Origin of the sequence: Sporosarcina sp. 179-K 3D1 HS (assembly GCF_047228905.1) — a bacterium.
Taxonomy (GTDB): Bacteria; Bacillota; Bacilli; order Bacillales_A; family Planococcaceae; genus Sporosarcina.
In genome coordinates, this window is sequence record NZ_JBFEGI010000013.1 from 15,251 (window position 1) to 32,618 (window position 17,368).

General features: G+C 43.0%; 19 protein-coding genes. 15 read left to right on the top strand and 4 right to left on the bottom strand.

All coding sequences use genetic code 11. From position 1 onward, the window contains the following. The first annotated feature begins 7 nt into the window (after positions 1–7). Entirely contained in the window at positions 8–127 is a 120-nt protein-coding gene (gene cydS, locus AB1K83_RS15035) for a cytochrome bd oxidase small subunit CydS (protein ID WP_413059035.1), read from the top strand. A gap of 269 nt (positions 128–396) precedes the next feature. Next, positions 397–1,764, top strand: coding sequence for a 23S rRNA (uracil(1939)-C(5))-methyltransferase RlmD (gene rlmD, locus AB1K83_RS15040; RefSeq protein WP_413059036.1), 1,368 nt, complete (start codon positions 397–399; stop codon positions 1,762–1,764). Between the two features lie 113 nt (positions 1,765–1,877). On the opposite strand, the gene AB1K83_RS15045 is transcribed toward rlmD, so the two are convergent. Further along, positions 1,878–3,611, bottom strand: a complete 1,734-nt coding sequence (locus AB1K83_RS15045) for a hypothetical protein (protein WP_413059037.1) — start codon at positions 3,609–3,611, stop codon at positions 1,878–1,880. Between the two features lie 765 nt (positions 3,612–4,376). On the opposite strand from AB1K83_RS15045, the gene AB1K83_RS15050 reads away from it, so the two are divergent. The 7 genes from AB1K83_RS15050 to AB1K83_RS15080 all read left to right on the top strand — a co-directional run bounded on the left by AB1K83_RS15050 (position 4,377) and on the right by AB1K83_RS15080 (position 10,294). After that, positions 4,377–5,423, top strand: coding sequence for an HD-GYP domain-containing protein (locus AB1K83_RS15050; protein ID WP_413059038.1), 1,047 nt, complete (start codon positions 4,377–4,379; stop codon positions 5,421–5,423). 21 nt (positions 5,424–5,444) lie between these two features. Continuing rightward, positions 5,445–5,672: a flagellar brake domain-containing protein gene (locus AB1K83_RS15055; RefSeq protein ID WP_413059039.1), complete on the top strand. Its 228-nt coding sequence runs from the start codon at positions 5,445–5,447 to the stop codon at positions 5,670–5,672. A 45-nt stretch (positions 5,673–5,717) separates the two neighbouring features. Then, positions 5,718–6,092 carry a flagellar brake protein gene (locus AB1K83_RS15060; RefSeq protein WP_413059040.1) on the top strand — a complete coding sequence of 125 codons (375 nt, stop codon included), beginning with the start codon at positions 5,718–5,720 and terminating at the stop codon, positions 6,090–6,092. A 246-nt stretch (positions 6,093–6,338) separates the two neighbouring features. Beyond that, on the top strand, positions 6,339–6,899 hold the full coding sequence (locus tag AB1K83_RS15065) for a DUF4256 domain-containing protein (protein ID WP_413059041.1): 561 nt from the start codon (positions 6,339–6,341) through the stop codon (positions 6,897–6,899). Between the two features lie 574 nt (positions 6,900–7,473). Beyond that, positions 7,474–9,597, top strand: a complete 2,124-nt coding sequence (locus AB1K83_RS15070; RefSeq protein ID WP_413059042.1) for an AAA family ATPase — start codon at positions 7,474–7,476, stop codon at positions 9,595–9,597. 135 nt (positions 9,598–9,732) lie between these two features. Next, complete coding sequence (locus tag AB1K83_RS15075) at positions 9,733–9,906, top strand: hypothetical protein (RefSeq protein WP_413059043.1); 174 nt, start codon at positions 9,733–9,735, stop codon at positions 9,904–9,906. A gap of 163 nt (positions 9,907–10,069) precedes the next feature. Beyond that, positions 10,070–10,294 (top strand): hypothetical protein, encoded by a 225-nt coding sequence (locus tag AB1K83_RS15080; RefSeq protein WP_413059044.1) that lies wholly within the window; start codon positions 10,070–10,072, stop codon positions 10,292–10,294. A gap of 72 nt (positions 10,295–10,366) precedes the next feature. Here AB1K83_RS15080 and AB1K83_RS15085 read toward each other — a convergent pair whose 3' ends face one another. Then, positions 10,367–10,510, bottom strand: coding sequence for a hypothetical protein (locus AB1K83_RS15085; protein WP_413059045.1), 144 nt, complete (start codon positions 10,508–10,510; stop codon positions 10,367–10,369). 230 nt (positions 10,511–10,740) lie between these two features. Between AB1K83_RS15085 and AB1K83_RS15090 the strand changes: the two genes are divergently transcribed. After that, positions 10,741–11,136, top strand: coding sequence for a VOC family protein (locus AB1K83_RS15090; protein ID WP_413059046.1), 396 nt, complete (start codon positions 10,741–10,743; stop codon positions 11,134–11,136). A gap of 306 nt (positions 11,137–11,442) precedes the next feature. On the opposite strand, the gene AB1K83_RS15095 is transcribed toward AB1K83_RS15090, so the two are convergent. Continuing rightward, positions 11,443–12,048, bottom strand: a complete 606-nt coding sequence (locus AB1K83_RS15095) for an alpha/beta fold hydrolase (RefSeq protein WP_413059117.1) — start codon at positions 12,046–12,048, stop codon at positions 11,443–11,445. A gap of 12 nt (positions 12,049–12,060) precedes the next feature. Next, entirely contained in the window at positions 12,061–12,411 is a 351-nt protein-coding gene (locus AB1K83_RS15100; protein ID WP_413059047.1) for an alpha/beta fold hydrolase, read from the bottom strand. A 197-nt stretch (positions 12,412–12,608) separates the two neighbouring features. Between AB1K83_RS15100 and AB1K83_RS15105 the strand changes: the two genes are divergently transcribed. From AB1K83_RS15105 to AB1K83_RS15125, 5 genes are all read left to right on the top strand, one after another. Further along, entirely contained in the window at positions 12,609–12,839 is a 231-nt protein-coding gene (locus AB1K83_RS15105) for a hypothetical protein (protein WP_413059048.1), read from the top strand. A 174-nt stretch (positions 12,840–13,013) separates the two neighbouring features. Beyond that, a complete protein-coding gene (locus AB1K83_RS15110) occupies positions 13,014–14,015 on the top strand; it encodes a YecA family protein (RefSeq protein ID WP_413059049.1) in 1,002 nt (333 codons plus the stop codon). A 25-nt stretch (positions 14,016–14,040) separates the two neighbouring features. After that, on the top strand, positions 14,041–15,015 hold the full coding sequence (locus AB1K83_RS15115) for an MBL fold metallo-hydrolase (RefSeq protein WP_413059050.1): 975 nt from the start codon (positions 14,041–14,043) through the stop codon (positions 15,013–15,015). A 120-nt stretch (positions 15,016–15,135) separates the two neighbouring features. After that, positions 15,136–16,176: an NAD(P)/FAD-dependent oxidoreductase gene (locus tag AB1K83_RS15120; RefSeq protein ID WP_413059051.1), complete on the top strand. Its 1,041-nt coding sequence runs from the start codon at positions 15,136–15,138 to the stop codon at positions 16,174–16,176. Positions 16,177–16,322: 146 nt separating this feature from the next. Beyond that, positions 16,323–17,336: an ABC transporter substrate-binding protein gene (locus AB1K83_RS15125; RefSeq protein ID WP_413059118.1), complete on the top strand. Its 1,014-nt coding sequence runs from the start codon at positions 16,323–16,325 to the stop codon at positions 17,334–17,336. Positions 17,337–17,368 lie beyond the last annotated feature (32 nt).

Genomic DNA, 17,368 nt, shown 5'->3' on the forward strand with positions numbered 1-17,368 from the left:
GAATGGGATGAACGACTTTTTAATATTTTACGCTCCTTTCGTTGTCCTGCTTGGCTCGCTTGCCGTGGCATTCTATGTAGCGCCCAAGGATCGTGCAGTGAGGAAGGAAGAGGAACGAGAGAAGTGAGGAAATGAACCCTGGAAGTTCGGTAGGTACCGGCTTTCGGGGTTTTTTCATTGGGGAGGATTGCACTGGCTAGGCAGAGAATTCCGCTCAACCGGTGGTGGACTCCGCTTAATCGCATGAGGATTCCGCCCAATGGCTTGAGACCTACGACGAACAGGTGGAGAATCCCGCTCAACCGAGCGAAAACTCCGCTCGCAAGCGATGTGTTATTCACCATTCCCGGAATGGACATGATAAACTAAAGACAATTGAAATTTGGAGGAAAATCAATGTCTTATATAGTAAATAAAAATGACCGCCTTCACGTGTCGGTGGAGGATTTAACACATGACGGAGCGGGTGTCGCGAAGGTGGAAGGGTATCCGCTGTTCATTCCTGGAACGCTACCGGGGGAAGAAGTGGAAGTCCATGTGACGAAAACGTTGAAGAATTATGGATTTGCCAAGCTTCTTGAAATCAAAAAGCCTTCTGCCGATCGGATTATTCCGCCATGTCATGTATTCCCGACGTGTGGCGGTTGCCAGATCCAGCATTTATCCTATGAAGCACAGCTTGAGCAAAAGAGGAAGTCGGTGCGCGATGTCATCGACCGGATCGCCAAACTGCCGCATGTTCCGGTCCACCCGGTTAAAGGGATGGAAGACCCGTGGCGTTACCGTAATAAATCCCAGATCCCGTTCAGCACGCGGGACGGGGAGGTCATTTCAGGTTTCTATCAATCAAAAACCCATAAAATCGTCGATACGGATGTGTGCATTATCCAGACGGAGGAAGCGGACGCTATCATGACCGCAGTGAAACGAGAACTTCATTCTCTCGGCATCGAGACGTATGATGAAAGAACGCATCGCGGCATGTTGCGTCATGTCGTTGTCCGAAAAGCGCGGGCAACGGGCGAAGTGATGGTCGTCCTAGTCACGTTGAAAAAGAAATTTCCCCAGAAAGACGCGGTTGTGGAGTTGATTCGGAGAACGGTTCCGGGCGTAACGTCCATCATGCAAAACATCAACAGCGAAAAAACGAATGTCATTTTCGGAAATGAAACACTAGGTCTGTACGGACAGTCCGTCATCATCGACTCGATCGGGGACATTCAGTTTGAAATTTCAGCACGTTCATTTTACCAAGTCAATCCCGTGCAGACAGAGGTCTTGTACAAACAAGCATTGGACTATGCCCAGTTAACGGGAGAGGAAACAGTCATTGACGCCTATTGTGGAATCGGCACCATCTCATTATTCTTGGCGCAGCAAGCGAAAGAAGTGTATGGCGTCGAAATCGTCCCGCAAGCAATTGAAGACGCCAAACGCAACGCCGAACTGAATGGCATCTCCAACGCCTACTTTGAAGCAGGCGCTGCCGAAGACGTCATCCCGAGATGGTACGCGGAAGGCAAACGGTTCGATGTCCTCGTCGTCGATCCACCACGTAAAGGTTGCGATGAAAAACTGTTGCAGACGATTTTAAGGTACAAGCCGAAACGCGTCGTCTACGTCTCCTGCAACCCCGGCACCCTCGCGAGGGATTTGCGGATTTTGGAAGATGGCGGCTACCGGACGGAGGAAGTGCAACCGGTGGATATGTTTCCGCAGAGTAGTCACGTGGAATCGGTCGCTTGGTTGGAAATAGGTTTGTAGAACCAGAATAATCCATTTTCACTCGTTTAAAACAAGCCACGATGAAGATAGTAAAAATGGGAGAGGGGCAAATAAAGCTCCTTTCCCATTTACATGATTTAGCTTATGGAGTTTTAGTTAAGCTTTATGGCGTACTCTCCGTAAGGATCAGTTTCATTCCCCAGCCTTACGTCTGGAAGGATTTTATCCGGGAGATATAAATCTGGAAGTTTGTTATCCTCTCTGACATCCTCGAGCTGTTTATCGGTTTTGACGTCCGGAAGTTTGTTATCTATTTTGACATCCTCGAGCTGTTTGTCAGTCTTGATGTCGCCAAGATAGATATCGACTTGTTCGCCTATTACAGTTGGGACATCGTTGAAGTTCACTTCGGCCGTCTTAGATACAAGGACATTCGTATACTTGATTTGATCGTTAATATCATCGCCGCTAAGAATCCCTGTGTAATTACCTGGCAGCAATTTAGGGATAACAACCTCGCCTTTATTTTGGATCTTACCTGTGTAAACGGAGTCACCATTTGCGTAAGTAACGACTAGATCGAACTCCACGTTGTAGTCGTCGGTCACAGTTGTATTCTCTATTTCTTTGGTATCGACTAGTTTGTAATCGCTGATCTCAGTCCTGGTCTTTTTGTATTGGCCGTACACTGTTTCATCAATATAGTAGTCGCTAGTTTCGGTCTTTACCTTTTCATATTCCCCAGTGTTAGTTCTAATCAGCGCATATTCTCCAGTTATCGTGTCTTTGTAGCGCCATTCCACAAACTCGTATTCGCCTGTAGTGTACCAGTTGATGCCGTTTTCAAGATGCACATATAGATAAACCTTATCGCCATACCCATTTGGTAGATTGACGGCAAGCGTGCCACCGGTCGCAAGCCCCACGGCCCCTGTGTTGTCATGCTTTGTGGGGGAAGTTTGGTAAACCTTCGCAGTAATTTTTGTATTAATGAACCTGTCATCAAAGGAAACGATGAGCTGCTCCCCTTCAATTTTAACGTCGTAATCATAACCAATATAACTATTTCCTGGATTTGACTGTGCGATGCCAAATGTATAGCCCTCGCTACGTGCCTTCTGGACATCTACTTCTAACCAGACCATGTCGTTATTGAATTTTCCGCCGTTATTACCGCTTAAAAGACTTGTAGTGCCTTTGTTATTATTACTAACCTTTTTCTCGAACACAGGTACATATCTTTTAGAGGTTTCGCGTTCGTAGAAGTCTTGTACGTCGCGACTGTAGAAATCCTGCACATCACGGTTGTAGAAGTCCTGTACGTCTCGCTTGTAAAAGTCTTGCACATCGCGCTCGTAGTAACGCTGCCAAGTGACCTCATCGTGTTGCTTATTGACGTTAGCGGTTACTTTCAGAGCACCGTAAGCCTCCTTGCCAGCTGTGTGGCCTAGGTTGAACTGAGTGCCCTTTTTGCCTGGAGCTTTGTCGGGGTAGTATACCGCGTTAAGAAGCTTCCAGGACTGAGCAGTTACGACTCCGAAGTGTTGGTCATTCTTATAAGATTTAACATTATTGATTGTGACTTCATTTTCATTTGCGTCAAGGAATGTGATATTAGCGTAACCGCCCAGCTTATCGGGATTTACAAAATGCCAGAAGACAGTACCTTCGCTACCTAATTCATAACCGGGGACAAATTTATCCTCACCTTTTTTCACGTTGATGCCGAAGTCCGATCCTTCCAAGTGGTCCTTCCAGTCAAAGGGTCCGGCGCCTTGATGTAGTGGATAGGAATTAGTGGATGTTTCCGAGGCTGCAAGGCCGGGAACAGCGAAAGATAAAAGCAAAACTATGAAAAGAAACAATGAAATAGCTCTCTTCTTCATAACAAGTCATCTCCTAATAAAAACTAGTGGCATTTCTAATTCTGGAGTAATGGTTCTCCATTTTCAGCCTCGTTGATAACGCAAAACGTGGTTAAGCGAAGTTGACGTATTTAAGTCAGCCATTCCCCCCTTTCTGTTGGTGTATTATTGAAACCTTTCTATCACTGAGAGTGAAACAGCAATATTTCACATAAATATATGTATGACACAAGAACTATAATGATACCGGGAAATTGGTCGCAATATTAAAAAACGAGAAGAAGGTGAACCAAACAGGTAGTTTTGATTTTCTCATCTTAAGAATAGCTTAATCTTGCAAGCTAAACAGTATTGAAAATGATTATGATGAAATAAAAAAATGTCCCCAAATCCCCTGTTCAGGGGATTTTTTGTCCTTCAAGACTATATATATGTGCAAGTGGGACTTTTTAAGGGCTGCTAAACAACTAAATAATCTTCGAAGTTTTAAAGGGTTTTACCTCTCTCTTTCCGAATGAAAAAGAAGTATAATGGTAAAATTTAGGATTATTTTACTTAGAGGCATTGCTTTGTACAAACAAAAAGCATATCAGGTGATCCTCCATGAATAATTTTCCCGTTTGGAAGGTGGCTAGACTCTGATATTGTCAGGGCTTGGCCATTATCCAGAAGTGATCCTGGTCGACCAGGTCTTTGTTTTGGAATGTCAGACTAGACTATGTTGTTCAGTAGTCCTTATTTAAAGAAGAAAACAGGGGAATGTTACAGCTTAAAAGGGGTGGTAATATGTCTGCGGTGAATTCAGATAAAAATCGTTCGTCACATTTGCTCGGGCAGCAAACAATTAAGAATATTTCTGACGAGAATGGACTTTTACTAATTTCAGCATCCACTATATTGCGCAGAGAACATTTGACATTGTTGGAATCCCACCATGTCAAGCTTGATGAGCAAGATGTCAGGAGTGTAGTTCCTTATCATGATTCACAATACGGAGAGTGTAGCCAAATAATCGACGAATCGGTAATACAAATTCAAAATTTGTTTGATGAGGTCCGCTATTCGCAAAAAGTGCCCATAATGGAAATACGCGATCAAATTATCCCATCCGTGATCAAAATGACAGAAAGTCCAAATTTATTCGAGCTATTTGCATCGCTACAAGCTAAAGATGATTACCTATATCGCCATAATATCGCAGTAGGCATTATTGCTACACTCATAGGAAAATGGTTGAATCTTGATAGAGCCGAACTGTTGCAATTGACGACTGCTGCTACGCTGCATGATATCGGAAAAATGAGAATTCCAATAGAAATATTGAACAAGCCGGGGAAATTAACGCCGCAAGAATTCGAGGTCATGAAGAAACATACGATTTACGGTTATGAGATGATCAGAAAAACAGTTGGCACGGGTCATAGACAGGCTCTGGTCGCACTGCAACATCATGAACGGTTGGACGGAAGCGGATATCCATTCGGAATTCGCAATGAAAAAATTGATTTATTCGGCCGTATTGTGGCAGTTGCTGATGTATTTCATGCGATGACATCCAAAAGAGTTTACCACGAGCCATCTACGTTTTATGAAACTTTACGCGAAATGAATAGCGATGCCTTTGGTCTACTTGATCCAAAGATAGTGCAAAGGTTTATCGAAAAAATAATGCAGAGACTCATAGGAAATGATGTTATTTTGTCAGATGGAAGAAAAGGGAAAATTGTTATGATCAAACCCCATGATCCGATGTATCCCTTAGTAAAAGTGGAGGAGAACTTCTTAGATCTTAGTGAAAAATTGTCTGTAAATATCCAGCAAGTTATATCTTGATTTCGATTGGAGCCAAAGTGTATGAGGAATAAAGAAAAAGTAGACCTTTGGATTAATCAATTGCTGATGATTGAATACGAAAATGGTTACATTTATTATTCAAACATTATTGGCGTAGAAGACGAAGTTGTATATATCCAGTTGCCGCAAGATAAAAACTATATATCGGTACATCGGATAAACGGTCAAGTAAACGTTTATATTTATAATGAAAAGAAAGAGATGCTCGGCTTTACATCATCTATTTAAACGGTTGATGGTAAAATCAAGCTAGTAAAACCGGATACGGATTCGGTGTGGAAAGTGCACCGCAGAAACTATTTCCGGGTACCTATTTCGTTAACAATCACGATTGAGGTTTCTCCAGGGGAGACACAAAAGTTTGTTACTGACGATATTAGCGGGGGTGGTCTAGCATTTTTTAACAATCTGAGCGATCAATTTAAAATTGGAGACGAGTTGACGGGCAATGTTTCCCTTTACTATGGTTCGTCCTCAGAAGCAGTTCCTTTCAAAGGGCGTGTCGTCGGAATTAGGCTGATATCAAAAAATAAATTTCGAGTTGCAGTGGAATTCATCGAAATGAAAGAGCCGGTCAGAACTGAAATTATTCGTTATTGTTATAAAAGACAGTTCGAGATCCGCGAAAAAATAGGTAAATTTTATTAATTGTAGAAAAACATTGAGAGATCGAAGTCAAAAAAAGTGCTAGTGATTCGGCAACTGCCATGGCATTGAACATGTACAAGAGGACTTTGGGAAATATATTCAATATTTTATATGGAAAAACGCAGCCAGAAGAAAATGGCCTAAGCCAACCCTCTTTCTAATTTGACTACGGATTTTTTGTAGGTTAACACATAATTATGTAATATAGGGATTGACTACTCACTATAAAACAAGGGGAGAACTAGCATGAGCAATAAGGAATTGCCAATCGAACAACGGGAAGAATTACTTGAAGTATTGAAAGACCGTTTTGAGAAAAACATGAACCGCCATGAAGGTCTGGAATGGGAAAAAGTTCAAATGAAGTTGGAAGCGAATACTGGTAAACTGTGGTCGCTAAACGAAATGGAAGTGACCGGTGGTGAGCCGGATGTTGTGGATTATGATAACGAAACGGACGAATATATTTTTTACGACTGTGCAGCAGAAAGTCCGAAAGGTCGCAGGAGTGTATGTTACGATCGCGAAGCGCTGGAGTCCAGAAAAAAACATAAACCGGAAAATAGCGTTATGGATATGGCGTCTGCCATGGGGATTGAACTATTAACGGAAGAACAATACCGGGAGCTGCAGAAACTGGGAGAATTCGATAGGAAAACGTCGAGCTGGATACAAACTCCAACTGATATCAGAACACTCGGTGGCGCTCTTTTTTGCGATCGTCGTTATGGACACGTCTTCGTATACCATAATGGAGCGGATTCCTACTATGCTGCCAGGGGGTTCCGGGGCTCTCTGAGAGTTTAAAATATACGCGAGTGTCTGGATGGAATTTGGAGCTACCATGCAGGTAGGCTAAGAAAATCCTTATAAATTTTTTCTTCTTTTCGTCAAGATTTTCAGCTTTCCATCATCTACTAGAGAGAAAGAGAAATCTTCACTGTAGAGGTGAATAGCGATGGCGAAACGAAATCGAGGGAAAATTTTAAATAAGCTACCATTTAATGCTCGGGGAGACTGTCCGTTATGTCAACGAAAAAGAATAAAGTTATTGTATCCTCTAAAAATTGAACCAACTCAAACAGTGAAAGTTTGCAAAAACTGTCGAAATAAATAACACCCCTACTCCAAGCTTCCTAACATCGCTTTTTCCAAGCGGTGTTTTTTTGCGTCCAGCGTAGGCGTAGCCATACAGTGCAAGTCCCGGGCTGTGAATGGTAAAGATGCTTGGCACATTTACAACCATCTTTACAATTAATCAAATAAGATCAAACAAAAAACTTGAAAGTCAAAAAAGGTCAGTGTATAATTTAGTCATAAGTCAAAGATAGTCAAGGTCAGTCAGAGAGAATCAAATAAAAATATCAAGGAGGAAACCGTTATGAAATGTCAACATTGTCAACAAAGCGCAGCCACGATGAGTTTGAGACTTCAAGTGAATCAGCAACGGATGCAGATCAGTTTGTGTCACTCTTGTTTTCAAACGATGCAAGGTCAACTAACTGCCGGCAAGATGCCATCATTCGGCAACGATGCAAACCAGTTTTTCCAAGCGAACGGCAGCGGGCAAGCGCGTACACAAACGAGACAAGCCGATGAACATCTAGGCAACGGTTTGCTCGATCAGTTGGGTAAAAACATTTCATACGACGCAAGCCAAGGGTTGATTGACCCAGTGATCGGCCGCGATCAAGAAGTGAAGCGTGTCATTGAAACATTAAATAGAAGAAATAAAAACAATCCGGTCTTAATTGGGGAACCGGGTGTCGGGAAAACAGCGATTGCGGAAGGACTTGCGGTGAAAATTCACGAAGGTGATGTACCGGCGAAACTGTTGAACAAAAAAGTGTATTTGTTGGACGTTGCTTCACTCGTTACGAATACAGGGATTCGCGGGCAGTTTGAAGAGCGCATGAAGCAGTTAATCGACGAGTTGCAAAATCGAAAAGATGTCATTTTATTCATCGATGAAATTCATTTGCTCGTCGGGGCAGGAACGGCAGAAGGTTCGCAAATGGATGCGGGCAATATTTTGAAGCCGGCTTTGGCTCGTGGAGGCTTGCAACTGATCGGGGCAACGACATTGAAAGAATACCGTCAAATTGAAAAAGATGCCGCACTGGAGCGTCGTTTCCAACCAATTATTGTGAAAGAACCATCTGCAGAAGACGCGATTAAAATTTTGCATGGCATTAAAGATCGTTACGAAGACTTCCATGAAGTCCATTATTCCGATGAAGCGATACAAGCATTCGTCACGCTTTCTCAACGTTATATTCAAGACAGGTTTTTACCAGACAAAGCAATTGATTTAATGGATGAAGTCGGAGCACGTTTAAATCTACAGCAGACGTCAGGTGATTCCCACGCAATTCAAGACCGTTTGGATGAAATTGTTGTACAAAAAGAACAAGCCGCAGAAGTGGAAGACTATGAAAAAGCGGCCCATTTACGCCATGAGGAAATCCAATTGCGTAAACAGTTAGAGAAAGCGAAAGAAAATGGAGAAGTGAAAAACAAAGAAGTTACGGTTGCGGATATTGAGTTAATCGTAGAAGAAAAAACAGGTATCCCCGTCACGAAACTGCAAGCGGCCGATCAAGCGAAAATGAAAGGACTTGCAGACAATCTCCGCAAAAAAGTCATCGGTCAAGAGGAGGCGGTCGACAAAATTGCGAAAGCTGTCCGACGCAGCCGTGCAGGCCTTAAATCCAAAACACGTCCGATTGGCTCGTTTTTATTCGTAGGTCCAACCGGGGTCGGGAAAACGGAAATTACGAAAGTGTTGGCTGAAGAATTATTCGGTTCACGAGACTCGTTAATCCGTCTCGACATGAGTGAGTATATGGAGAAACATTCGGTATCCAAAATCATCGGTTCCCCTCCAGGATATGTCGGACACGAAGAAGCGGGTCAATTAACTGAGCAAGTTCGACGCAACCCGTATTCAATTATATTGCTGGACGAAATCGAAAAAGCGCATCCAGATGTGCAAAATATGTTCCTGCAAATAATGGAAGATGGCCGTCTGACCGATTCACATGGTCGAACAGTCAGCTTCAAAGATACGGTCATCATTATGACAAGTAATGCGGGAACAGGGGACAGAAGAGTAAGTGTCGGATTTAATCAGACAGCTCATGAATCCGTCACAAAGCTGGACACATTAAGTGATTACTTCAAACCTGAATTCCTCAACCGTTTTGATGCGATTGTCTCGTTCAATGAATTGACAGAAGAAAACTTGCTGGAAATTGTAGACTTGATGCTAGAGGATTTGGAAGAAGCGATTGAAGAAAATGATATCGCGATTACCATTTCCCCGGAAGCCAAACGTGCGTTAGTGAAACTTGGTTACGACAAACGTTTCGGGGCTCGACCACTTCGCCGCATGATCCAAGACAAAATTGAAGATCCGTTAACAGATTTAATCTTAGAAGAAGACCATATTGAAAAAGTATATGTCGATGTAGTGGAAGAAGAGATTATTGTGAAAAAAGTTTAAAAATGCACCCCACTGAATTCATTTCAGTGGTTTTTTTTCTCTGCCATTGCGTGGGGGAGGTTATTTTCAATAAACCGGTGCTCATATGATAAGATATTCTTAATTAGTATATTTATGGAAGGAGGGAAGGTAATCATGAGAAAGGGTTTTAAAAAAATTATATTCCAATCTATTGGTTTGGCAATGGGAATTGCTACACTTGTCCTAACCGTATTGGAGGAACTAGAAAGTAAGAGTGCAATAATTTTTTTATCTATTGGCTTAATCTGTTTAGCAATTAGTAAACTTGAAAATCAGAAGGTGAATTAGTTCAGAGCCTTCTTATAACTAAACTGGCATGTTGTTGGAAAGGTCCCTCAAACCACTTTATTTAATTTGGGTACCTATGCCAAGAAATTAAGAATTTAAATACGATCTGATAATTGAAGCCACGATTATCATGCTGAATACAAGGAAAAAGGGAGGTGTGTTTGTGGAGATTTTACTTCGAAAAAGTGCTGTTTATAGCTTTTTTATGGGAATAGGAATTGCAATTTTATTAGTAAACTATAAAGAAGTTGAGAATTTAGGCGATGGGGTTCGTTCAATATCCTATAAACCGATTGCTGAATATATAATAAGTGTGCTCAGATTTGGTGTTATAGCATCTTTTCTTGGTTTATTATGTGGGTTATACATAGTAAGAAAGAATAGATGAGCCAAGAAGGGAATTTTTTTTATTTTTTTAGGTATAGAAAAAGCACCGCCTAGACCGGTGCTGTATAACAATTTATTGATTATTATTTTGTTGTTGTTGTTCTGACGGTTCTTCCGTTGGATCGGGTTCATCTTCATCAACGCCGTTACAGCCGAACAGAAAACCTGCTGACAAAATAACCGACATAAATGGAAGAAAATATTTTTTATGCTTCATTCTATTCCCTCCAATCTAATTAAGGTCCTGTTATTTTGTCCGATCACCGTTTTTATTATTCAAGGAATATTTATACAATCCCAGGGGAGAAACGATGAATAAGTGATAGCACAAACCAAAAAAATATACAGAGTGAATGTCAATGCGTATTTAATTGACGATTAAATGGTATAATTAGGTTCTCAATTATTATAATGTTCAAAATTAAAGAATAGGAAAAGGAGGAAATCATGGGTAGATTAATTCATTTCGAAATTCACGTGGATGACATGGAACGGGCGAAGAAGTTTTATGGAGAGGTATTCGGATGGTCATTTCAAGATTGGAGTGATTTTGCGGGAATGCCTTACTATGGAGCGGTGACTGGCGATGATAGTGAACCTGGGATCAATGGTGCTTTGATGCAGCGGCAGAGTGCTCCGCCGGAAGCAGGCCAAGCTTTAAATGGATTTGCTTGTACAATGGGTGTGGAAAATTACGAAGAAACGGAAGCTAAGATATTGGAGTATGGCGGCAAGGTCGCCATGCCGAAGTATGCTTTGCCTGGCATGGCGTGGCAAGGTTACTATATGGATACCGAAGGCAATATTTTCGGGATTCATCAACCGGATGAAAATGCAAAATAGAATGTGACTAGGATTCTACGACCGAATACATGACGGGACTGTCTTGGATAAGGCAGTCCTTTTCGCATGGGGCCGCTGAGTTCATAACTGTTGAAGAGCGCTCATAAAACAGGATTGGCGCTTATATTTTCAGAGAGCCGCTCATAAGTCCAGGTTGGCGTTCATATTTTCCCACAAGCGCTTATAACGGCGGGGAATCGCTCATATTCCAAATCAACCGCTCATAACCGAACCGCACACCATCCGCCCTCATACAAAAATAGGGGCTATCCAGCTAATTGGACAGCCCCTTCTAGCTGCTTGAGTTCAATGAGCACCTTTACTTTGTTCAAGAATGTCGAGTATGCTATCTATAACGATTTTAGGCTGGTCATGATGAATATAGTGGCCCGCATCTTCCACAATGATTCTCTTACTATTGGGTGAAAGCTGAAGTAAAGCATCTTGTTCGGTCTGCCAGTCCTTATGTTCCTTTTCCTCCGCTCGGGAAGAAAGAATGATCATGGGTAGTTTTCCGAGTCCTTCCTTTTGGACTGTCTTGAGATGTTGTTCATCAACGGTCGCCATGAATTTCAGTTCACTTTGTTGGTCTTTGTTGTAAAATCTTCGATATAAAAACTCCTTGGATCTTCCATCCAACAGAACCGACTCAGGAACCGGTAACATGCCGAGTTCGCCTAGCAATCGCATCGCACCCAATTTTCGTAACGCCACTTGAATCAATAAAGTTGAATCAGATACTTCTGGACATTTATCGACAAGGGAGGAGTCTACCAATACGATTCCAGCCACTTCATCTGAGAACCGATGAGCAAATAACTGCGTGTTGAACCCACCAAACGAATGGCCTACTAGAATAAAGGGCCCCTTTTCACCTGAAACTTCTAACATCTTATGAAGATCTTTTACAATTTGCTCGCTCGTTCAATCATTGTATGCAGTGTCACTCCAACCGTAGCCAGCCCGATCATAGGAAATGACTCTTGTCATTTTTGCGAGTTCCGGCTGGATATATCGCCAATCCGAAACAGAAGAAGGGGTGCCTGATCCTGATTCTAAAATGACGGTAGGAATATCGTTTTTTTCTCCGATTGCATACATATGCAGTTGATAGTCTCCCAGGTCCACCATTTCTCCAACAGGTGGATAGACAGAATAACTCAAGTTGGATTTACTCGTGTGATAACTGAAAAGGATGACAAACACGGCAAACAAAAAGCTGGAAAACAGGAGATAGATTCTCTTTCTTTTTCTGTGTATTGGACGGATCTCCATCTCGAAGCACTCTCATTTCCGATTTAATGTGTGAATTTTATGCTATAATCGTTGTTTATATTACTAGCCTACTTCCCGGTAATGGGAATGTTCATTTCATGCAGTGCTTTTTGCGGCGGGATGCATTCTTTGAGAATTGAAAATCTGGATAAATTGTAATAAGGAAAGATCAAAATACAGACTGTGGAGGGATTGCCATGCATCGAATGATGCACATGGAAACGACAGGGCTTTGGCCAAGCTTGCTTTCCGTCATCATGTTTGGATTATGCATTTATTTTACATTGAGTTTCTTTCAGCATTTGAAATCAGGGGATGATAGGCTCATTAACCAGTCTAAATTGGCTGCTGTCATTTTCCTGGTCTTAGCTCTATTGATTCCTGCCCTTTTCGGGGTGTCATTTTATAATCCGATGATGAGATGGTAAGTTGTAACTCTGATTCTCCGACGCTTCTTATCAACTATACGACTAATCCTCTTAATCGTCTCCCTACCAATCAGCATTTAGAAAGCACCTATGGAAGTATTTGGTCATCCTGCCTCATCGCCCATAAGATGTTACACTAATAGAGTCTCAAATCTTTAAAAGGAAGTGTTAGTTGTGGTAGGACGTAATGATCCGTGTCCTTGTGGCAGTGGAAAGAAATATAAGAAATGTTGTGTATCGAAGCAGGCGGTGTCCATTGAGACGGTCCAATCGGAAGAGTTAGAACGAGTATTGCAGGCATTCTATGAAGAATATCCGGAACGAAAAGACATCCCCGAATATTTGGGTTTGGCGAATAGATGGAAGCAGCTGCTAGGAACATATTTGCAGGAGGAGATGATCGAGGCGATTGTCTTGGATGAGTTCTTTTTCCATCATCGCCTAGATATTTGGCAAGGCTATTTGGCAAAACAACAGAAAAAGCTGGTGCGTCCATCCGTTTTACGCGTACTCGATGAATGGCAACAGCCTCGCGTGTTTATCGGTGAAGTGATAGAAGTGGATGATGCTTATCTCACTGTACATATGATTGTGAAGGATGAGACCATTCGGTTGCGGCGGGAAAGCGAGAAACCTGTTCCGGTCGGTGTCCATCTCTATTGTTTCATTTTACCAGAGGGAACCTCGGAACAGGAGAATCATTATTTGGCCGTCTCAAGCTTGATCTTCTTCCCGACGGACCACACCGAAGCCATCCGGGAATTTGCAAAACGGTTTGTAGCTCAAAACGAGCTGACGGCTTCAGAGTTCTTGAAGGAACAGGCTATTGAATTTTGGAAGTTGCTGGGGGAAGATGGCTATGAAGGTGGGGAGTTTACCAATTTCGAAGCGGGTGTCCTTTTACATGTCATGGAGTTTCTAGAAGAACACAATCGGGAATCCGAGCAGCTACTGGAAATTGTAGAAGACTTCCTAGTGGAACAGCAACCGAATGCCCGAAAAGACGTCGCGATTGCTGCCGGTGCCATTCGATTCGGCCATGAACAGGCGCTTTTCGAGCCACTGACGATGACATTAAAAGACATGGCCGAATGGTTCGGCGTTTCCCCTTCATCGATGAATAGGTATCATAAAGAATTGGTAGAGTATCACAACTCGAAATACCTTCCAGTATAGGGGTAAGGAAAGGGAGTGGGGCGAGATGACTTCTATTATAAAGAGTCGGGGGGCCACTAGTTATCTGATCAGCGTTCCGGCTAGCAATCAGTTACGCTCATTTAATTTCTTCTTAATTAATGACGGGAAGTCCTTGACACTGATAGATGCCGGAATTTCATCGGAACATAGCTGGGGACAGTTGACGGGGACATTGGAAGCACATGGATGGGGAATATCGGATATCGACCGTATTTTGCTGACTCATCATCACGGCGATCATGTCGGTTTGGTTTCACGTATCTTGGAAATGCGTCAGATTCCTGTCTATGCCCATCCGACGGCCATTCCACGGCTGAAGATGGATACGGATTTCTTACAGATGCGCTACCGTTTCTTCCAACAGCTGTACAAGAAAATGGGATGTGGAACTGCTGGCGATGCACGGCTAGCAAAATTTCAAGAGACAATCCAAAAAGCGAATGAGCTCGCATTAAAAACGGATATCCTTCCTATCGTGGAAGGAGACATCGTTGCCGGGCTGCATGTGCTAGAAACACCGGGTCATTCACCTGACTCCATCAGTTTTCTGGATCCCGATCGGCAATGGCTGTTCGTGGGAGATGTGCTCATCGAACATTCGTCAACGAATGCCATTATCGATCCGGATATGGCAGGAAATCGTTTGCCTTCTGTCCGTCAGCATCGCGATTCTTTGCTGAAACTTCTCGAGGTTGATGCAAACACAGTATTTCCGGGGCATGGCAATCTGATTGAAGGTCATACAGATTTGATTCGATCCAAGCTATTGAAGATGGATCATAAGGCAGAGAGAATCATCAAATTGATCGAGTCAGGGATTTCCACCGCCCATGATCTAGCTGAAGCCTATTACGGTGACATATACCGGAAGCAATTCTCCCTTGTCATTTCGGAAATCATCGGCCATCTGGATCATCTGGAGGAAGCCGGTCAAGTCCGGAAAGCGATGACACAAGGTGTTTGGCATTATGAAATATAAAATATGAAAAAATCGGGTACCTATTCTTGGTATCCGATTTTTTTTGTTCTTGCAAAAATAGTTGAAATCTTGTAACCTAAATGAAAATGATTCTCATTATCATGGTTGGAGGGAAAGTAAATGGATTCAGCAGATCTCTTTGACGTCACCATCATTGGTGGAGGGCCGGCGGGGATGTTTTCAGCTTTTTATGCAGGGTTGCGGGAGATGAAAACGAAAATCATTGAAGCGCAGCCTCAATTGGGTGGGAAAGTGACGGTGTATCCTGAAAAGATCATTTGGGACGTGGGGGGATTGACCCCGATTCGTGGAGCGCAATTAATCGAGCAATTGACCGAACAAGCTTTGACTTTCGAACCGACACTTGCGCTTGGGGAGAAGGTGACATCGATTGCTCGGAGCGGAGATGGAACGTTTATCATACATACTTCGAGCGGAGAGAAGCATTTTACGAAAACGATCATCTTGGCAATCGGTGGAGGTATTTTGAAGCCGATTAAATTGGAAATCGAAGGGGCTGAACGTTATGAAGTGACGAATCTTCATTACACGGTTCAATCACTTGAACGGTTCAGGGACAAAACCGTCTTACTATCCGGCGGGGGCAATGCGGCAGTCGATTGGGCGAATGAGCTGGAGCCGATTGCCAAGAAAGTCTATTTGACGTACCGGAATGATACGTTCAAAGCTCATGAGGCAGAAGTGTCCAAGCTAGTAGCCAGTTCTGTTGAATGTTTGTACAATACGACGATTGAAAAATTGATAGCGTCGCCCGACCACGAACGAATAGAAACGGTCATCTTACAAGGGGTGGAGGGACAAGAAAGTGCAGTGGCCGTTGACGAGGTTGTAGTCAACCATGGATTTGAGCGGGAGAGGGAACTCCTTGAGAATAGTGAAGTGAAGGTCGAAATCGAAAGTGAGATTTATGTTGCGGGGAACCCAGTTGGGGAGACTTCCGTTCCCGGCGTTTTTGCGGCAGGAGATGTCTTACACCACGAAGGGAAATTGAAATTGATCGCAGGTGCATTTCATGACGCAGGGAATGCGGTAAATCGCGCGAAACACTTTATTTCCCCGGAAGCGGGGGATCGGGCTGTTGTCTCTACGCATAATGAACGTTTTAAAGAGCGGAATCGCGTCTTGGCAAACAACTTTTAAAATTGATATAAAACAGTATAGACACGATTATCCGTGCTATGCTATCATTCATAATTGAAAATGATTCTCATTATCAAAGGGCGATTAAGTTGTCCGGAAAACGTATCGCCGCGATCTATTACTATGGAACTGAGAGGAAGAAAATGATGTCAGTTAACGGAATTTTATTTGGAAAGAAAAATCATCTATTTATTCTAGGACTTCTATTTGCACTGCTAGTCCTTGCAACTGGATGCGGAAAGTCCTCGACGGATGAAGAGGCAAACTCAAGCGATGAACCGGCAAACGTCACAGAAACAGGCGACGACAGTGAACGCGAGATTACCCATGCGATGGGAACGACAAAAATTAAAGGGACGCCTGAACGGATTGTGACATTATACCAAGGCGCAAACGATGCGGCGGTCGAATTCGGAATAAAACCAGTCGGAATCGTGGAATCTTGGCTTCAGCAACCGGTCTATGACTATTTGAAAGAGGATTTGGCGGATGTCCAAATTGTTGGGCAAGAAACACAGCCAAACTTAGAAGAGATTGCAAAATTAAAGCCGGATTTGATCATCGCGTCAAAATTGCGCCACGAAGAAGTGTATGAACAATTATCCGCAATTGCACCGACCGTTGCACATGAGACAGTGTTCGACTTCAAGGGGACAGTGGAGCTAATGGGGCAAGCGATGAACCAAGAAGAGAAAGCAAATGAGCTAATAGCCAACTGGGATGACCGGGTGGCCGATTTCAAAATGAAAATCGAGGAGAAAATGGGTGACCAATGGCCACAACATGCTGCGGTCCTTAACTTCCGGGCCGACCACGCACGGATCTATGTCACCGGATTTGCGGGTTCCATTTTGAGCGAACTTGGCTTCGCAGGACCGAAAAATTTGAAAGACAGCAATCAAGATGTTTTGAAATTAACAGACAAAGAAAGCATTACAGAGATGAATGCCGATGTTTTTTACTTATTCATGGAAAATGATGAAGCGGTGAAGAAAACATATGAAGAATGGACATCACATCCACTTTGGAAAAACCTGGACGCCGTGAAATCCGATCAAGTATATCGAGTCGACGAAATCATTTGGAATATGGGTGGAGGCATTAAAGCGGCGAACCTTATGTTGGATGATATTTACGAACGGTACGAATTGGAAAAATAAAAGCAGAGGGGCTCCTCCCCCTGTTACGAAAG

What these genes read in the sequence shown, in the direction of transcription:
- cydS (WP_413059035.1), top strand. Translation starts at nt 8, where the DNA reads ATGAACGACTTTTTAATATTTTACGCTCCTTTCGTTGTCCTGCTTGGC.
- rlmD (WP_413059036.1), top strand. Translation starts at nt 397, where the DNA reads ATGTCTTATATAGTAAATAAAAATGACCGCCTTCACGTGTCGGTGGAG.
- AB1K83_RS15045 (WP_413059037.1), bottom strand. Translation starts at nt 3,611, where the DNA reads ATGAAGAAGAGAGCTATTTCATTGTTTCTTTTCATAGTTTTGCTTTTA.
- AB1K83_RS15050 (WP_413059038.1), top strand. Translation starts at nt 4,377, where the DNA reads ATGTCTGCGGTGAATTCAGATAAAAATCGTTCGTCACATTTGCTCGGG.
- AB1K83_RS15055 (WP_413059039.1), top strand. Translation starts at nt 5,445, where the DNA reads ATGAGGAATAAAGAAAAAGTAGACCTTTGGATTAATCAATTGCTGATG.
- AB1K83_RS15065 (WP_413059041.1), top strand. Translation starts at nt 6,339, where the DNA reads ATGAGCAATAAGGAATTGCCAATCGAACAACGGGAAGAATTACTTGAA.
- AB1K83_RS15070 (WP_413059042.1), top strand. Translation starts at nt 7,474, where the DNA reads ATGAAATGTCAACATTGTCAACAAAGCGCAGCCACGATGAGTTTGAGA.
- AB1K83_RS15075 (WP_413059043.1), top strand. Translation starts at nt 9,733, where the DNA reads ATGAGAAAGGGTTTTAAAAAAATTATATTCCAATCTATTGGTTTGGCA.
- AB1K83_RS15085 (WP_413059045.1), bottom strand. Translation starts at nt 10,510, where the DNA reads ATGAAGCATAAAAAATATTTTCTTCCATTTATGTCGGTTATTTTGTCA.
- AB1K83_RS15090 (WP_413059046.1), top strand. Translation starts at nt 10,741, where the DNA reads ATGGGTAGATTAATTCATTTCGAAATTCACGTGGATGACATGGAACGG.
- AB1K83_RS15100 (WP_413059047.1), bottom strand. Translation starts at nt 12,411, where the DNA reads ATGGAGATCCGTCCAATACACAGAAAAAGAAAGAGAATCTATCTCCTG.
- AB1K83_RS15105 (WP_413059048.1), top strand. Translation starts at nt 12,609, where the DNA reads ATGCATCGAATGATGCACATGGAAACGACAGGGCTTTGGCCAAGCTTG.
- AB1K83_RS15115 (WP_413059050.1), top strand. Translation starts at nt 14,041, where the DNA reads ATGACTTCTATTATAAAGAGTCGGGGGGCCACTAGTTATCTGATCAGC.
- AB1K83_RS15120 (WP_413059051.1), top strand. Translation starts at nt 15,136, where the DNA reads ATGGATTCAGCAGATCTCTTTGACGTCACCATCATTGGTGGAGGGCCG.
- AB1K83_RS15125 (WP_413059118.1), top strand. Translation starts at nt 16,323, where the DNA reads ATGTCAGTTAACGGAATTTTATTTGGAAAGAAAAATCATCTATTTATT.